Source organism: Rossellomorea sp. LjRoot5, assembly GCF_964253455.1.
Taxonomy (GTDB): Bacteria; Bacillota; Bacilli; order Bacillales; family Bacillaceae_B; genus Rossellomorea.
The window spans coordinates 3,744,660-3,759,464 of record NZ_CAXUQN020000001.1 but is presented as its reverse complement, the minus strand read 5'-3'; the positions used below and the strand labels follow the sequence as shown (position 1 = coordinate 3,759,464).

General features: G+C 45.3%; 17 protein-coding genes and 2 pseudogenes. 10 read left to right on the top strand and 9 right to left on the bottom strand.

Going from position 1 to position 14,805, the window contains the following annotated elements; all coding sequences use genetic code 11:
• Positions 1–151: 151 nt before the first annotated feature.
• Complete coding sequence (locus ACSQ2E_RS19275; protein WP_435993225.1) at positions 152–433, bottom strand: hypothetical protein; 282 nt, start codon at positions 431–433, stop codon at positions 152–154.
• Here ACSQ2E_RS19275 and ACSQ2E_RS19270 point away from each other — a divergent pair.
• Positions 395–554, top strand: a pseudogene (locus ACSQ2E_RS19270) (KGG domain-containing protein); the annotation flags it as partial. The gene ACSQ2E_RS19275 and the pseudogene ACSQ2E_RS19270 sit on opposite strands and share 39 nt — an antisense overlap.
• Before the next feature lie 187 nt (positions 555–741).
• Here the strand turns inward: ACSQ2E_RS19270 and ACSQ2E_RS19265 are convergent.
• The 5 genes from ACSQ2E_RS19265 to coxB form a co-directional block, all read right to left on the bottom strand.
• Complete coding sequence (locus ACSQ2E_RS19265) at positions 742–978, bottom strand: hypothetical protein (RefSeq protein WP_435993223.1); 237 nt, start codon at positions 976–978, stop codon at positions 742–744.
• Positions 979–1,155: 177 nt separating this feature from the next.
• On the bottom strand, positions 1,156–1,422 hold the full coding sequence (locus tag ACSQ2E_RS19260; RefSeq protein WP_435993221.1) for a hypothetical protein: 267 nt from the start codon (positions 1,420–1,422) through the stop codon (positions 1,156–1,158).
• Between the two features lie 2 nt (positions 1,423–1,424).
• Positions 1,425–2,009 carry a cytochrome c oxidase subunit 3 gene (locus tag ACSQ2E_RS19255; protein ID WP_435993219.1) on the bottom strand — a complete coding sequence of 195 codons (585 nt, stop codon included), beginning with the start codon at positions 2,007–2,009 and terminating at the stop codon, positions 1,425–1,427.
• A complete protein-coding gene (locus ACSQ2E_RS19250; RefSeq protein ID WP_435994651.1) occupies positions 2,006–3,883 on the bottom strand; it encodes a cytochrome c oxidase subunit I in 1,878 nt (625 codons plus the stop codon). The genes ACSQ2E_RS19255 and ACSQ2E_RS19250 overlap by 4 nt, the downstream gene beginning before the upstream one ends.
• 93 nt (positions 3,884–3,976) lie before the next feature.
• Entirely contained in the window at positions 3,977–4,966 is a 990-nt protein-coding gene (coxB, locus tag ACSQ2E_RS19245; protein ID WP_435993217.1) for a cytochrome c oxidase subunit II, read from the bottom strand.
• A gap of 249 nt (positions 4,967–5,215) precedes the next feature.
• Between coxB and ACSQ2E_RS19240 the strand changes: the two genes are divergently transcribed.
• Complete coding sequence (locus tag ACSQ2E_RS19240) at positions 5,216–5,767, top strand: CBO0543 family protein (RefSeq protein ID WP_435993215.1); 552 nt, start codon at positions 5,216–5,218, stop codon at positions 5,765–5,767.
• 129 nt (positions 5,768–5,896) lie between these two features.
• A complete protein-coding gene (locus ACSQ2E_RS19235) occupies positions 5,897–6,664 on the top strand; it encodes a PAS domain S-box protein (protein WP_435993213.1) in 768 nt (255 codons plus the stop codon).
• Between the two features lie 53 nt (positions 6,665–6,717).
• On the opposite strand, the gene ACSQ2E_RS19230 is transcribed toward ACSQ2E_RS19235, so the two are convergent.
• Entirely contained in the window at positions 6,718–6,987 is a 270-nt protein-coding gene (locus ACSQ2E_RS19230; RefSeq protein WP_061809084.1) for a DUF3243 domain-containing protein, read from the bottom strand.
• Positions 6,988–7,200: 213 nt separating this feature from the next.
• On the opposite strand from ACSQ2E_RS19230, the gene ACSQ2E_RS19225 reads away from it, so the two are divergent.
• From ACSQ2E_RS19225 to ACSQ2E_RS19200, 6 genes are all read left to right on the top strand, one after another.
• Positions 7,201–7,614, top strand: a complete 414-nt coding sequence (locus ACSQ2E_RS19225; RefSeq protein WP_435993211.1) for a flavoprotein — start codon at positions 7,201–7,203, stop codon at positions 7,612–7,614.
• A gap of 116 nt (positions 7,615–7,730) precedes the next feature.
• Positions 7,731–8,123, top strand: a complete 393-nt coding sequence (locus ACSQ2E_RS19220; protein ID WP_435993209.1) for a DUF5412 domain-containing protein — start codon at positions 7,731–7,733, stop codon at positions 8,121–8,123.
• A gap of 171 nt (positions 8,124–8,294) precedes the next feature.
• Positions 8,295–8,747: a helix-turn-helix domain-containing protein gene (locus ACSQ2E_RS19215; protein WP_435993207.1), complete on the top strand. Its 453-nt coding sequence runs from the start codon at positions 8,295–8,297 to the stop codon at positions 8,745–8,747.
• 142 nt (positions 8,748–8,889) lie between these two features.
• On the top strand, positions 8,890–9,570 hold the full coding sequence (locus tag ACSQ2E_RS19210; protein WP_435993205.1) for a hypothetical protein: 681 nt from the start codon (positions 8,890–8,892) through the stop codon (positions 9,568–9,570).
• A gap of 119 nt (positions 9,571–9,689) precedes the next feature.
• Positions 9,690–10,541, top strand: a complete 852-nt coding sequence (locus ACSQ2E_RS19205) for a protein phosphatase 2C domain-containing protein (protein WP_435993203.1) — start codon at positions 9,690–9,692, stop codon at positions 10,539–10,541.
• A gap of 368 nt (positions 10,542–10,909) precedes the next feature.
• Positions 10,910–11,653, top strand: coding sequence for an exosporium glycoprotein BclB-related protein (locus tag ACSQ2E_RS19200; RefSeq protein WP_435993201.1), 744 nt, complete (start codon positions 10,910–10,912; stop codon positions 11,651–11,653).
• A gap of 294 nt (positions 11,654–11,947) precedes the next feature.
• On the opposite strand, the gene ahpF is transcribed toward ACSQ2E_RS19200, so the two are convergent.
• Together ahpF and ahpC are read right to left on the bottom strand one after the other, a co-directional pair.
• A complete protein-coding gene (gene ahpF, locus ACSQ2E_RS19195; RefSeq protein ID WP_435993199.1) occupies positions 11,948–13,474 on the bottom strand; it encodes an alkyl hydroperoxide reductase subunit F in 1,527 nt (508 codons plus the stop codon).
• Between the two features lie 13 nt (positions 13,475–13,487).
• A complete protein-coding gene (ahpC, locus tag ACSQ2E_RS19190; RefSeq protein WP_034761584.1) occupies positions 13,488–14,051 on the bottom strand; it encodes an alkyl hydroperoxide reductase subunit C in 564 nt (187 codons plus the stop codon).
• 351 nt (positions 14,052–14,402) lie between these two features.
• Here ahpC and ACSQ2E_RS19185 point away from each other — a divergent pair.
• A pseudogene (locus ACSQ2E_RS19185) lies at positions 14,403–14,720 on the top strand (HIRAN domain-containing protein); the annotation flags it as partial.
• Between the last annotated feature and the right edge of the window lie 85 nt (positions 14,721–14,805).

The following is a 14,805-nucleotide window of genomic DNA, read 5'->3' as shown; positions in this document are numbered from 1 at the left end:
TATTGGGAGGCATCACTTCTCCCGGATTCTCACTGGTATAAATTAAATTACAGAAATGTTAAAAACCCCCATTAGCGTTTACCGCTCATCTAACGAGGTATATAACCACTGTACAAGCATAAAACACCACCAACTAACACTAAGGAGGATTTTATTTATGGCAAACAACAACAATAACAATAGTGGTAACAATAACAGCAACAACAATAATAGCAACAGCAGGAACAGCAACAACAACAGCAACAACAGCAACAACAGCAGCAGCAACAACAACAACAGCAACAACAGCAACAACAGCAACAACAGCAACAACAGCAACAACAGCAACAACAGCAACAACAGCAACAACAACAGCAACAGCAGCAACAGTAGCAACAGCAGCAACAGCAACAAAATGAGCTACGAAGAAGCCGGCCGTAAAGGCGGGGAACAAACAGCGAAGAATCATGACAAGGAATTCTACCAGGAGATTGGTGAAAAAGGCGGAGAAGCCACGTCGGATAATCACGATAAGAAATTTTATCAGGAAATCGGAGCGAAGGGCGGAAGTCAGTCCAGTAACTCAAGCAACTCGGGTAACTCAAGCAACTCAAGCAACTCAAGCAATTCAAGTAATTCAAGCAATTCAAGCCGCTCAAACAATTCAAACAACAATAACTAGCACCAGGTGGTTTCCGGAAACGAAAGAAGACCTGTCGATTGATAGCGACGGGTCTTTTTTTTGTGGAATTGCATGCTTTTTTAACGGGCAAGGCTTTTTAAAACGTCTATTAGTGATTCTAACCTGGCTAAAGCGGAAGGTATATCCTGATAGGTTTCCACTGAGTCGTGTTGGGTGATGACAAACACTTTTGATTCATGGGAATAAGAAACCTTCAAGAGGTCAGTATCATGTTCAGAAAATGAATGGGTAATGTCACATTGGGAATAGGTTTCAAGTGTCCTTAAAATGGTGTACAGCTCATTATTTTCTGACATTATCTACATCTCCTTTCAATAAAGGGAAAAATATTTGTCTGATTTTGGATTATTTTAACATGAGTGATAGAGGTAGGGAAGGGCGAAAAGTCATGTTTTACATACATGTTAATAGCGGAAGGGAAAGAAATGTTACGGGTGAAATGGAAAAGGGAGCATGCCAGCTCCCTTTTTAACTTATTTTAGAAGAAATAAATAAACAAAAGTCAGGCCCCCGATAAGCAGCCCGCTCGATAAAGAAAGCCACTTCCACTTTGTCAGGGGTGCTTTCGTTTTCATCAATACTGTCAGCTGCAGGCTGATGGATAAAATGGCAAGGGATAAGAGCAGGAGGAGAAGGGTTGAACGATTAAATTGTTCCCTGCTGTATTCTACGAGTACATATCCACCGATGGCGGAACCGATCACAATGATATAAAGGAAGAAGAACGCAGCTTTTTTCACGCTTATCCCACCTTTCCAAACAGATAGACAAGGGTGAAGATCAAGACCCATACGAGGTCCACGAAGTGCCAATAAAGGGAGAACACCGAAAGTCTTGAGGATGTTTCCCAGCAAACTCCTTTCACCCCAAAGTGTATGAGTAGGATTCCCATCCAGATGACACCTGCCAGGACATGCATTCCGTGGGTCCCGACTAATAGATAGAAGGAGGATAGGAATGGACTGGTGTCCAGTTCAAATCCTTTTTCATAGTAGTGGATGAACTCCCTTGATTCCATTATCAAAAAGACGCCTCCCAGGAGAAGGGTCAGTAGTAATAAGAGGAGGGTCTGCCTCGTTTTTCCCTTTTCACTCGAGCTGACACAGGCATAGATGGTGAAGCTGCTTGATAGAAGAAGGACCGTCGAGATCATGACACTCTTCAGCTCCAGCATTTCTTTACTGGATGGACCGTCGGATAGATGGGATTTGAGGGTTAAATACACCCCGAACAGGGAGGCGAAGATGACAACCTCCGCCGCAATAAAGAACCACATGGCAAGCTTCTTGTCCTGCTGTTGTTCGATTTCGAAAGCATGTTGATTCATTGGGACCCTTTCCTCCTTTCTGCCCGCAGTTCATCAGGCGTATAAGGCGTCCATGTGCGTCCGGCGGTGAAGGAGCGCAGCGTCAGCATTGCAATTACACTGGCAAAACCGAACCATTGCAGGGGTGGAAAACCAAAGATGAATCCAAAGGAAGAGAGGAAAAGGGCTCCTGCGAGCATCAGTGGCTGTGCCGTAGGATTCGATACGTAAATGATCTCTTCTTCTTCCTCTGCCGTTCGAATGGTTCCATTCCCTTCCTGCTTTTCATACCAAAGCTGATCAATGGTGGTGACGAGAGGGCGCTTGATGAAATTGCCCAGGGGAGGCGGTGATGGAATCGACCATTCAAGTGTCCGTCCCTCCCAGGGGTCACCGGTGAGGTCACGCTTTTCGTTTCGGTAACTCCAGAAAATGTTCCAAAGAAAGATCATCACGGCCAGCGCCATGAGGAAGGCTCCGATTGTACTGATGAGATTCAAGGTCCCTAATCCGTCGCTTTTTAAATACGTAAACACACGGCGGGGCATCCCGTTCAATCCCATGAGATGCATCGGGAAAAAAGTGACATGAAAGCCGATGGTGAACAGCCAGAAATGCCATTTTCCCAAAGCTTCATTGAGTAGGAAGCCGAACATTTTCGGCCACCAATAATACACTCCTGCAAAGATTCCGAGGACAGTCCCACCGACGATCACATAGTGAAAGTGTCCGACGACGAAATAACTGTCGTGGTACTGATAGTCGGCAGGTGCCGATGAAAGCATGACACCGGTGGCTCCGCCGATGAGAAAGGTAGGGATGAACGCCAGTGAAAATAGCATGGCGGTCTTAAAGCGGATGACCCCTCCCCGGAGTGTGAAGAGCCAGTTGAAAATTTTTATGCCCGTCGGAACCGCAATCGACATGGTCGAGAGGGCGAATATGGCGTTGGAGATCGGCCCGAGTCCCACGGTGAACATGTGATGGATCCACACCATGAATCCGAGAAACCCAATCAGGACCAGGGCAAAGACCATGGCAGGATAGGCAAACAGATTTCTTCTTGAGAAGGTGGTGATCACATCAGAAAAAATGCCGAACGCCGGCAAAATCAAAATATATACTTCCGGATGACCGAAGATCCAGAATAAATGCTGCCATATGATGGGGTTTCCCTCTGTCCCCGTCAGAAAAGCCGTCCCATAGACCCGGTCCATCGTCATGAGTAACAGGGCGACGGTCAAGGCAGGAAAAGCGAATAATATCAAGATCGATGTAACAAATGCAGACCACGTGAATAACGGCATTCTCATAAAAGTGAGCCCTGGAGCCCGTTTCCGTATGATGGTCACCAGGAAATTAATGGCGGACATGATCGTCCCGGCACCGGCGATCTGGATTCCGATGGCATAATAATTGAGACCGGGGCCAGGAGTATACACATCCAGGCTTAAGGGAGCATAGCCCGTCCAGCCTGCAGAAGGGGATCCACCGAGCACGAAGCTGATATTGACCAATGCCCCTCCGACGAGAAACAGCCAAAAGCTCAACAAGTTGAGGTGGGGGAATGCCAAGTCCCTTGCCCCGATTTGAAGGGGGACGGCGACATTCATGAGGCCGATCAATAATGGCATTGCGACGAAGAATATCATCGTCGTCCCATGGGTGGTCATCATTTGGTTATATTTTTCACCCTGGAAGACCCAGAACTGATTCTCCGGGAGTGCGAGCTGAAGCCGTATGATCAGGGCATCAAGACCACCGCGGAGGAAGAAGGCCCCTCCTGCCGCGAGATATAAGATTCCGACTTTATGATGGTGAGTGGAGGTAGCCCATTCCCATGCCCACTTCCACTTTTTATAACGTGTCAACAAGAACAGGGCAGCCACTGCCATGAGGAATATCGAGATGTCTGCCGCAATGATATCAGAGGGGAATACGAATTCCCGTCCGAAAAAGGTGTACTTGATATCCATATTCTCCACCTCCTATTCTAATTGTGAAAGATACGAGCTTAATGCGTTAAGGTCTTCTTCTGTCAGATCAGGAAACGGAGGCATATTGACATCCGGTTTGAATGAGGACGGGTCCCTGATCCATTTCTGTACATTTTCGTCTGTGTTCAAAAGGACATTCCCGACCCGCTCTTTACCTGCAAAACCGGAAAGATTCGGTCCCTTGCTTCTTTCTGCAGGTGATACGGCATGACAGGTTAAGCATTTGGAGATAAATAGTTTCTTTCCTTTTTCAGCTGTCGGATCGAGGGTTTCAGGTTCCTTTTTCTGAGACATTTGATCGACCCACTGACTGAACTTTTGTTTCCCGACTGCGTGAACCTGGAATCTCATATAGGAATGGGAAGCCCCGCAGAGCTCCGCACATTGTCCTTTGTAGACGCCTTCCTCTGAGGCATTCAACGTAAGAGTATTCGTCTTCCCTGGTATCAGATCTTTTTTCCCACCAAGCCTTGGCATCCAAAAGGAATGAATGACATCGTCGGATTTCAACTTGAATACGACAGGACGATCCACTGGTATGTATGCTTCATTGGTCAGGGTGATGCCCTGATCGGGATAATGGACTTCCCACCAATACTGGTGTCCCGTAACAACAATCTTCAGTGGGTTTTCATTGTTTTCATCCGATTCGGCGAGGGAAAAGGTTCCTTTCACGGTAGGGACGGCGAGGATCACCAATAAGAGAATGGGAATGACGGTCCACGTCACTTCAAGCTTCTTATTCCCTTTGATGTATGAAGGGGTGAGGTGTCGGCGCTCCGGTGTTTCTCGGTACTTCCATGTGAAGTACACGAACATGGAAAACACGACAAAAAAGACGAACAACATAATCGCAATGGAAATTTGGAATAAGTTCAATTGAAGTTCGGCCACCGTTCCTTTCGGGTCGAGTACCTTTAAGGAACTGCAGCCGGTGAGGAACAATACGGCAAGCATTATACCGAAACAAAGACGCTTCATGGAATCCCCCTTTCTTCATTTCGCAAGGTCCGTCCCTCGAAAATAGGACGGTAAGCCTTTCCATACATACCCTACCTCTAATTCTCATCGTTTAAACGAAAAATTTAGAAAATAGTGGAGAATAGGGAATTTGTATCATGACAGAGAATATTCTCTCTTGATTGGCAAATACTATAATCGGAATATAACCTGCATTAAAGAGTCCTCCTAGACCATCTATGAGGGCTTTTTTTAAAAAGGGGATAGTGTATGCAAGAACGATATGATCAAATAAGAGAAAAGTCTTTGGAAGTGACCCGGGAGAATATCGACTATTGGCTGGAGTATTGTTTTCTTTCTCCGCGCTGGTGGTTTATTCTCATACTTTTTATACTGAGCTGGGTGGTGTTTGTCCGTTTAACGAGAAACGAAACGAATAAGCCTAAAATTCTATTTCTGGGCCTTGTATGGGTCATCGTCGCCGCAAACTTAGACGGGTTTGGGTTTGATCTCGGAATGTGGGGATACCCTGGACAACTGATTCCGATTCTTCCAAAAGCATACTTATTCGACTATGCCTTGATACCGGTCACCTTCATGTTGCTATATACATACTTTCCTAAGGGTAAGCCGTTCTTTTATGCCACCCTCATTCTTTCGGGAGGAGCATCGTTTATTGCAGAAACGCTATTTGAATGGTTGCATATTTACGAGACCTATCACTGGAAAATGTGGTGGTCATTTGTGATCTATTTTGTCCTTTCCTATTTGATCAGAGGATTGATGGAGTATATTTTCAGAAAAAAGGATCCAGAGTCGTGAACATAATGGGTAGAAAGGCTAACGTGCAGCGTTGGCTTTTTTCTCGTTTTCAATAAATTGGCAAGTGCTGCCAACATTCTTGCTATATAGTAAAACAATCTGTATCGTAGAAGGAAAGGGAGTGACAATGTGAATGTTTCAATTGAAGAAGTAGATTATATAGAAGTGATGGAATATTCACGGGACCCACTCATCATCCACACGGACTATAAGGTCCTGTATATAAATCATGCAGCGGAAGAGTTCTTCAGGAGCAACAAAGAGAGCATGATCGGTGCGAGTCCCCTCGATATTTTCCAAGAAAGCTCAAAGGCAGCCATCAGTCGGAGAATTCAGTCGGCGTATGGAAAGCCGGCAGATATCATTGAAGAAACAGTCTACCGGATGGATGGAACGAGTGTAGTGGCCGAATTGTATTGTCATCCTGTGAAAATCGGGGATACTAAGGCCATTCAGACATATGTCTGGGATATCTCCAAACGGAGGGAAACGGAAAAGAATCAGCATGACATGAATGAGGAAATCAATGAATTATCAGCGACCCTTGTTCCGTTATTGGATGATGTGGCCGTGCTTCCACTGAGAGGGAAAATAGGTCAAGAGAAAGCCATGACCCTCCTGGAATTAATCCCTGGTAAAGTAAAGGAACAAAACATCAATCGCTTAATCATTGATTTCTCCGGTGTTTATGCCCTTGATCGTATGGTTATCGATTATCTTTTCAAGATTAACAACGTTTTATCTCTGCTCGGTGTACGTTCCATCATATCAGGAGTAAGACCGGAATTAGCCGTTGAAGCGATCGAGGTGGGGATCGATTTATCCAAGATTCCAACAGTGGCTACCGTGAAAGAGGCCCTGGCGCAAATCGGCATGATTTTACAAGAACAGAATTAATCATAGGAAAAGCCCCCAACGATTACTCTATTGGGGGTTCGGAACTGTGTTCCTTAATTGGTTTGATCTGCAAGTTTCACTAACACATGAGCCATATGCTCACGCTCTTCCTTATTGGCTACATGCCACATTTCATTTAGCACCTTCTGCTCGCGGTTACGCGGTTCCTCGTGCTCGGCTAAATAATCGGCCACGCGCTTAGCCCCCTTTGAAAGAGCTTCCTCCCCTAGACCCAGCTTTTCACCCTTCTGAACCTGATTACCCAAATAATCCTTGAACGAATCGAAGTGCTGTAGAATATCTTCCTTTTTGTCTTCATTCATTTTTGCCGCTGCTTGTTTTGGATCGTGTGCGATAATGAATTCCTCCTTTTGTGGTTGTGGTAGTGTGTTTCCCTATAAGAATCACAATAAACGGTGGACAGCACATTCGTTTTCTTTTTTTAAGAAAAAATTGGAAATAGCTCTCTTTTATGGGGATTGAGATTATGACTGCGATTTGAAATAATTGGTAGAGACAAAGAGTAGGAGGTTACAATGGACAATCAATTTAGAGTAGCTCTTGACGCATTTTTACGAGCATGGGAGAATTCATCACTCATAGAATTGGAGACATTCATTTCCGCCGATTATCAAGCAAGGGAAGTCAGGGATGAAGAAATCGAGGCATTCGGATATGAGGAGTCGGTAGAAGGCTGGAAGCATGGATTTGCCTACGTGAAAGAGCAACAGGCAGAATGGGCAATCCGCGAAATGTCGGTCATTCCTCTGAAAGAGGATGAAAGGATGGCGATCCTCTATGCCACGATCGTCTTGGACGGAAAGCCCATGGAGACCGGAAACATGTTCTTCAACACCTTTAAGAAACGAGAAGAAGGTTGGAAATTAGTAAGGAGTTATATTGAGACTGGGGTACGTGTTAGAGGGACGGACCTCAAAATGGGTCTCTGAGAGTTGGGGAATGGGGAGATTTGAGGTCCGTCCCTCAATGGTTTTTACTGAAGTCGGCATTTTTGCTGAGGGAAACGGATAAATGAAAGAATAATAGTTTATAAGGAGTACATAAGATGGGTTCAAATCGCGGTGTTGAAACTGAAAAGAAAGTGGTCTTTACTGTTTTGGGTCTCTTTGCTATTTGTGTGATTGGATTTGGGATCTATGCAGTCTATTGGGCATTTTATGATATGAACAGGCTGCCGGAAGGAGAGTTTCTGACAGAAGAAGCATCTCCTGATGGGAAATACACGCTACGGGCATATGTCACGAATGGGGGAGCAACGACTTCCTATGGGGTTAGAGGCGAATTGGTTGATAACGAAAAAGAGAACAAGACGAAAAATATTTATTGGCACTATCGGGAAGAGACGGCCGAGATTTCGTGGACGGATAAGGATACGGTCGTGATAAATGGAGTAACGCTGAATGTTCCTGGTGAGGAATTTGATTTCCGGCACCAATGAAGGTGATCTTGGCCGCTTTTTTTCTGTGAAAAATGATCTCAATATCATTGATATAACAGGGATTTCCCCATGTCAACGTGGGGTTGCGGGTGTGTGCAACGATCCCGTTCTTTACGTTTAAAAGATGTTGGGCAACAATGAAACTATCAACAGCGAAAGGTGACTGATGGAATGGTTTTCGGTGAGAAGTTAAAGAGGGAGAGAACCAATAAAGGGTGGTCCCAGGGTGAATTGGCAGAGCAATTGTTTGTCAGCAGACAATCGGTTTCGAAATGGGAGAACGGTCAGAATTATCCGAGTATCGAAATCATTATCCGATTGAGCGACTTGTTCGGCGTGACGATCGATGAATTATTGAGGAGTGATGAAGAATTGACGGAGAAGGTCATTCAAGACAGTAAACAACTCGCTTATCCGAGGGTTAAATTTATGTTCGACGTGTTGTTTTTAATAGGCCTCATATTACTTGTCATCAAATTGATCGTCCTGGGGGTGAACCATTTCACCTCGATGGATGCGGCTTTATATGGCGGTTCATTTTTGTGGAATTTCGGTCCACTGATTCTTATGCTGGGCGGGGGATTCGGTTCTGGCGTGGTGAAGGATAAGTATAGGGAGGAGTAGGGGAGATTTATATTAAGAATAAGATCATCAACTAAAAGGGGCTTAATAGCCTCTTTTTTTTACGCCAAGAAGTTTGAGTTCCACGTCCAGGTTTGGAATAATGAATAGTGAGAAAATTCATTGTGGAAACAGGGAGGCCAAGATGAAAACAGTCATAGCATACAGCGGTGGAAAGGATTCCACTCTGGCATTATATAAAATACAGCAAAATCCTGAGTACGAGGTGGATTCACTCCTCGTGACGCTGACGGAAGGCTTTGATCGAATATCGATCCACGGAGTCCGGTATGAGATGTTGAAGAGGCAGTCGAAATCTCTCGGGATTCCGCTGCGTGAGGTATGGATACCCCAGGATTGCCCGAATGAAGTGTATCAGGATCGGATGGGAAAAGCGGTCTCCGGGATGCTGGAGGACGAGGTCACGCATATGGTCTTCGGGGATATTCACCTGGAGGATGTACGGGCGTATCGGGAGAAGATGCTTGAAGGGACAGGTATTACGCCGATTTTTCCGTTGTGGGGTCGTGAGGTTGGAGAACTGGGTCGTGAATTTATCGATCGTGGATTCAAGACTGTGCTCACCTGTATCGACATGGATCAGCTGGACCATTCGTTTGCGGGGAGAGTATATGACGAGGATTTTCTAAGTGATTATCCTGAGAACTGCGATATCTGTGGGGAGAATGGGGAATTCCATACGTTTGTATTTGAAGGTCCGAACTTTGGGTTTCCGCTCCGATACGAGCTTGGGGAAGAAAGAGTGACTGCAGACGTGGTGACGGGTCGGGACCGCTTTTTGTATCGGGATGTGGTCCCGAAGTGACTCGGATTTAGGAATCGCTGATTGATTCATAGATTCGCTGATATATTGTAAGTATCGCTGATAAGTAACTCCTGAGGGTCATTTTCTCAGAAGTATATTTCTAGTAAGGACGTGTTCACATGAAACTACACCACATCACCATAAAAGGGGACGGACCTCTTAACGAAGATGCATTGATCTTCAATGATCAACAGTCCATATTCGGCGTCGCCGACGGGGTATCTTCCCTCGTTCCGTTCGCCTCAAATGAGAATCTTTCAGGAGGTTACATCGCTTCCCATACGGTGAAGGATGCATTGGAATCCATGGATTCGGGGGGTCAGTCACTATATGGAGCATTGACTAGGATCAATGAACATTTACATATGAAAATGACAGAATACCAAATAGACAGTAATCGGAAAGAGGAGCTGTGGGGGACGGCTGTTGCAGCAGTCCGCGTGCAGGATAACGGGATCGAGTTCATCCAGACCGGGGATTGTATGATACTTGCCGTCTATGAGAGCGGCGAGGTCCGTCCCTTAACGAGGCTGCAGGTGGAACATCTGGAAGAGGCGGCGATTGAAATGTGGAGGGAGTGCATTCGACAGGGGTTCAGGACGAAGGATGAAATCATGCCCCATGTGAAGGAGCAACTGATTGCGAACAGGCAGCTGAGTAATGCGGAAGGGGGATATGGAGTTCTGAACGGGAAGCCGGAAGCGGTCAAGTATTTTGAATACGGGAAGTTCAACAAAGTCGGGCTGACGCATCTGATCCTCTTGACCGACGGATTATTCCTTCCGGCGGAATCGATACCAGAGGGAGAATCGTATTGGGAATTCATAGCGTCCAGTATTCTTGAAAAAGGTATAGGGGAATATGCTGCCGACCTGATTGACCTCGAAGAATCAGACCCCGAATGCATTACATACCCCAGATTCAAAAAAAGTGACGACAAAGCAAGCATAATCATAGACTTCGAACTCTAGTTAAGGGACTGGTTTGAGGGACGGATCTCCAAACAGACTCTCGAAGATTTTCCTCTCGGGAGAATGGAGGTCTGTCCCTAGTCTTCCTATTTATAAAGTAGGAATTAATTGATTAGGATTGTTAAAATGGAATAGATTTGAAAATGGGCACCGTTATATAGACGATATGACGGTTTTTTCTATTTCCGTTACATAGGATAGAGTAATAGAGAAAGGTGGTTAAGAAAATACCACCAAAAATGTGTTATCAATTATCAGGATGGGGTGTAAGTGCACAAGTGTTTTTTTCAATACTAATAAAGAAAGGGTGGGCTGGGAAAGAGTAAATCTTGAAGTTTAATAAATCTTTTCAAATAGGAGTGAAAGAATTGAGAGAACAATTTAGAAATGGATTACCGAGGTTAAGGAGAGGGACTAATTTTCCAGCAAGCGCAAGTTTCTTTCCTGAGAGTTGCGATATCTTTCCATATGAATGCAATTGTCCTCCTGGTCCAACAGGAGCCACAGGGCCACAAGGACCCCAAGGACCCCAAGGACCCCAAGGTGAAACAGGTCAAACCGGAGCCACTGGAGATACAGGACTCCCAGGCGCGGGCTCTATTATTCCCTATGCTTCTGGACTTCCAGTTGCATTGACCACCATTGCAGGAGGATTGGTAGGTACGACAAGTCTTGTAGGTTTTGGTAACAGTATTACCGGAGTGACACTTCTTGAAAGTGGACAAATTGACCTTACCGGAGCTGGAGGAACGCTACTAAACTTTGCCTTCTCAGTTCCCAGGGATGGGACCATCACTTCCATGTCTGCATTCTTTAGTGCGACTGCCTCCGTAGCCCTTGTGGGCGATACCACTATCATAGCTCAGTTATATCGTTCAGCCGATCCTTCCACGAATACATTCGATCCGATCCCCGAGACTCTTGTTTCCTTAAATCCAACTATTACTGCCCCTATTACCCTTGGTGATGTCAGTAGAGGAGCACTATCGAATCTAGCTGTCACTGTTAATCAGGGGGACAGGCTATTAATGGTGTTCTCTGCTACTGTAACAGGAATTACACTCGTAGGTACCGTAATAGGCTACGCGAGTGCAGGGGTTACCATCAACTAGTTTCAAAGTATTAACGGATTAAGCAATGAACATATTGTATAAGGGCTTTAACAGATGTAAAAGTCTTCATAAACTTTGCGGGAGGGACGGACCCTCTGTTTCAGTGAAACAGAGGGTCCGTCCCTCCCGTGTTAGCAGGCAATGGTAGAATGTATATATTAAAATTTCGTAGATTGATAACGAAGGAAAATAGATGATGCTAGGACTGCCGCTTTAAAACGAGAAGTGAGGGGCATAAAAACATAAAGAGGTCCGTCCCTCAAATCGAGGGACGGACCTCAGTAAGAAATCATCTTAGTTACGAATCAGGTAGTCGAATGCGCCGAGTGAGGCGGTGGCTCCTGATCCCATGGAGATGATGATTTGGTTGTAGGCGTTGTCTGTGCAGTCTCCTGCGGCGAATACGCCAGGGACGTTGGTAGCACCGTGTTTGTCCACGATGATTTCACCGAATTTCGTGCGTTCAACAAGGTCGCCGAGCCAGTCTGTGTTTGGCACGAGACCGATTTGCACGAATACGCCTTGCAGTTCGATGTGTTTCTCTTCATGAGTATCACGGTCGGTGTAGGTAATGCCGTTCACCTTATCCGTACCGGTGATTTCTTGGGTTTGTGCGTTCGTGATCACGGTCACGTTCGGCAGGCTGAATAGACGTTTCTGTAACACGTCGTCAGCTTTCAGTTCTGAGTTAAACTCAAGGACCGTGACGTGCTTGACGATTCCTGCAAGGTCGATGGCTGCTTCGATTCCGGAGTTTCCTCCACCGATGACAGCGACATCTTTGCCTTCGAACAGTGGTCCGTCACAGTGAGGGCAGTATGCCACTCCTTTGTTCTTGAACTCCTGTTCACCAGGAACGTTGATGTTGCGCCAGCGAGCACCTGTCGAGATGATCAGACTCTTACTCTTCAGGACTGCACCGTTTTCAAGCTCAAGCTCCACAAGATCTTTCTTCTCGAGGCGTTTTGCACGCTGAAGGTTCATGACATCGATGCCGTAATCCTTCACATGCTCTTCAAGACTCGCCACAAGTTTCGGACCTTCCGTCTGCTTCACGCTGATGAAGTTCTCGATGCTCATCGTGTCAAGGACCTGACCACCGAAGCGTTCTGCAACGATTCCTGTACGGATTCCTTTACGTGCAGCGTAGATCGCGGCACTTGCTCCCGCTGGTCCGCCACCGACGACAAGGACGTCATACGGATCTTTATCCGTTAGCTCATCCGCACCGGGACCTTCCACGATTTTAGATAGGATTTCTTCTAACGTCGTACGTCCGCCGTTGAAGAATTCCGCATTCAGGTAGACTGCAGGAACGGCCATGACGTTCTTGCGTTCCACTTCTTCCTTGAACGCAGCTCCGTCGATCATCGTATGTGTGATGTTCGGGTTCAGGACACTCATAATGTTCAGTGCCTGCACCACGTCAGGACAGTTATGACAGCTTAGGCTGACATACGTCTCGAAGTGATGTTCACCTTTGACACTCTTGATCTGATCGATGACGCTTTGATCCACTTTCGGCGCTCTGCCGCTCACTTGCAGGAGGGCAAGGACCAGGGAAGTGAATTCATGTCCAAGAGGAATCCCGGCAAAAGTGATGCCGGTCTCCTCACCAGGACGATTCACGCTGAAGCTTGGTGTTCTTGTCAGTTCTGCTGTTTCCACTGAGATGCGGGATGACATGGAAGAGAGCTCTTCAACAAGAGAGAGCATCTCCTTCGACGTGTCATCGTCACCTGCACTGACTTTCAGAACGATGTCGCCTTCCATCATTTGCAGGTATTGTTCTAATTGTGCTTTAATATCTGCTTCGAGCATGTTTTAGCACTCCTTATAATTTACCAACTAGATCAAGGCTTGGCTTAAGTGTTTCAGAACCTTCCTGCCATTTAGCCGGGCAAACTTCGCCTGGGTTGTTGCGCACATATTGTGCCGCCTTGATTTTGCTTACTAGAATATCTGCATCACGGCCGATTCCGCCAGCGTTGATTTCAACTGCTTGGATGACGCCATCCGGGTCGATGATGAATGTTCCGCGGTCAGCAAGACCATCTTCTTCATTTAATACATCGAAACCGCGAGTGATGCGTTGTGACGGATCACCGATCATTGCGTATTTGATTTTACCGATTTTTTCTGAGCTGTCATGCCAGCCTTTATGTGTAAAGTGAGTGTCCGTAGAAACTGAGTACACTTCTACGCCAAGCTCTTTAAGAGTTTCATAGTTATTTTGAAGATCTTCAAGTTCTGTCGGGCATACAAATGTGAAGTCTGCAGGGTAGAAGCAGAAAATGCTCCATTGACCTTTCAGGCTTTCGTCTGTAACAGTGATGAACTCACCGTCTTTGAATGCTTCTGCTTTAAATGGTACGACTTGTGAACCGATTAATGACATAGTGTAAATTCCTCCTAGTAGTGGTATGTGATTGAGAATCATTAACAGATTGTAATAATTCTAATTCGATATTCATTATTATATAAATGCGTTTTTTTGTCAAGGGAAAAGATCGAGGTTTAGGAAGGGGAGAATTCCATGTTGAAAAAACTAGTCTTAATCACAGTAATGGTAACATTGATTCCACTACATATCCTTGCAGCGACAAAATCTGTCATCCAGGAAAGGGAAATGGGAGGTACCGGTTCACGATGATAGAAGGGGAAAACTCGTTAATTTGTAGATCCTGTTTATATTGAAGATGATCATTTTAATTTCAATTTCTATGTAGCTGGATGAAGATATCATGATGGTGAAGAAAATCTTAATCTTTTAGCTGAAGATACTCAAGTAATATTTGAAAGTGAAGCTTCGAATTCATATGATTCTTTTGCCGTTATGGTTAAAACCATGGATCAACATCTCCTGGGATATGTACCGGCATTTTATAGTGAATTTATGACAGACATTTTGGATGAAGGTTATGCATACTTGGCAAAGATTACAAAAATAGACTTTAATGCAATTCCCCAACTTAAAGTCAAAATCAAGGTGGTAGGAGAAGTAATAAAAAACGAGAACTATAACAAATCAGAATCTGATAAGTTATTGCCTCTTCAATTCATTTAGATTATCTGTCAAATGTTTCCTCAAATCATACCACTAAAGTCGGTCGGTTCCTTCGCACTTCATTTTAGAGCTAAGGAACCGACCT

Excerpts from the sequence above, each read along its gene's own strand:
- ACSQ2E_RS19265 (WP_435993223.1), bottom strand. The coding sequence starts at position 978 with ATGTCAGAAAATAATGAGCTGTACACCATTTTAAGGACACTTGAAACC.
- ACSQ2E_RS19255 (WP_435993219.1), bottom strand. The coding sequence starts at position 2,009 with ATGAATCAACATGCTTTCGAAATCGAACAACAGCAGGACAAGAAGCTT.
- ACSQ2E_RS19250 (WP_435994651.1), bottom strand. The coding sequence starts at position 3,883 with ATGGCAGTGGCTGCCCTGTTCTTGTTGACACGTTATAAAAAGTGGAAG.
- coxB (WP_435993217.1), bottom strand. The coding sequence starts at position 4,966 with ATGAAGCGTCTTTGTTTCGGTATAATGCTTGCCGTATTGTTCCTCACC.
- ACSQ2E_RS19240 (WP_435993215.1), top strand. The coding sequence starts at position 5,216 with ATGCAAGAACGATATGATCAAATAAGAGAAAAGTCTTTGGAAGTGACC.
- ACSQ2E_RS19230 (WP_061809084.1), bottom strand. The coding sequence starts at position 6,987 with ATGAATGAAGACAAAAAGGAAGATATTCTACAGCACTTCGATTCGTTC.
- ACSQ2E_RS19225 (WP_435993211.1), top strand. The coding sequence starts at position 7,201 with ATGGACAATCAATTTAGAGTAGCTCTTGACGCATTTTTACGAGCATGG.
- ACSQ2E_RS19220 (WP_435993209.1), top strand. The coding sequence starts at position 7,731 with ATGGGTTCAAATCGCGGTGTTGAAACTGAAAAGAAAGTGGTCTTTACT.
- ACSQ2E_RS19215 (WP_435993207.1), top strand. The coding sequence starts at position 8,295 with ATGGTTTTCGGTGAGAAGTTAAAGAGGGAGAGAACCAATAAAGGGTGG.
- ACSQ2E_RS19210 (WP_435993205.1), top strand. The coding sequence starts at position 8,890 with ATGAAAACAGTCATAGCATACAGCGGTGGAAAGGATTCCACTCTGGCA.
- ACSQ2E_RS19205 (WP_435993203.1), top strand. The coding sequence starts at position 9,690 with ATGAAACTACACCACATCACCATAAAAGGGGACGGACCTCTTAACGAA.
- ahpF (WP_435993199.1), bottom strand. The coding sequence starts at position 13,474 with ATGCTCGAAGCAGATATTAAAGCACAATTAGAACAATACCTGCAAATG.
- ahpC (WP_034761584.1), bottom strand. The coding sequence starts at position 14,051 with ATGTCATTAATCGGTTCACAAGTCGTACCATTTAAAGCAGAAGCATTC.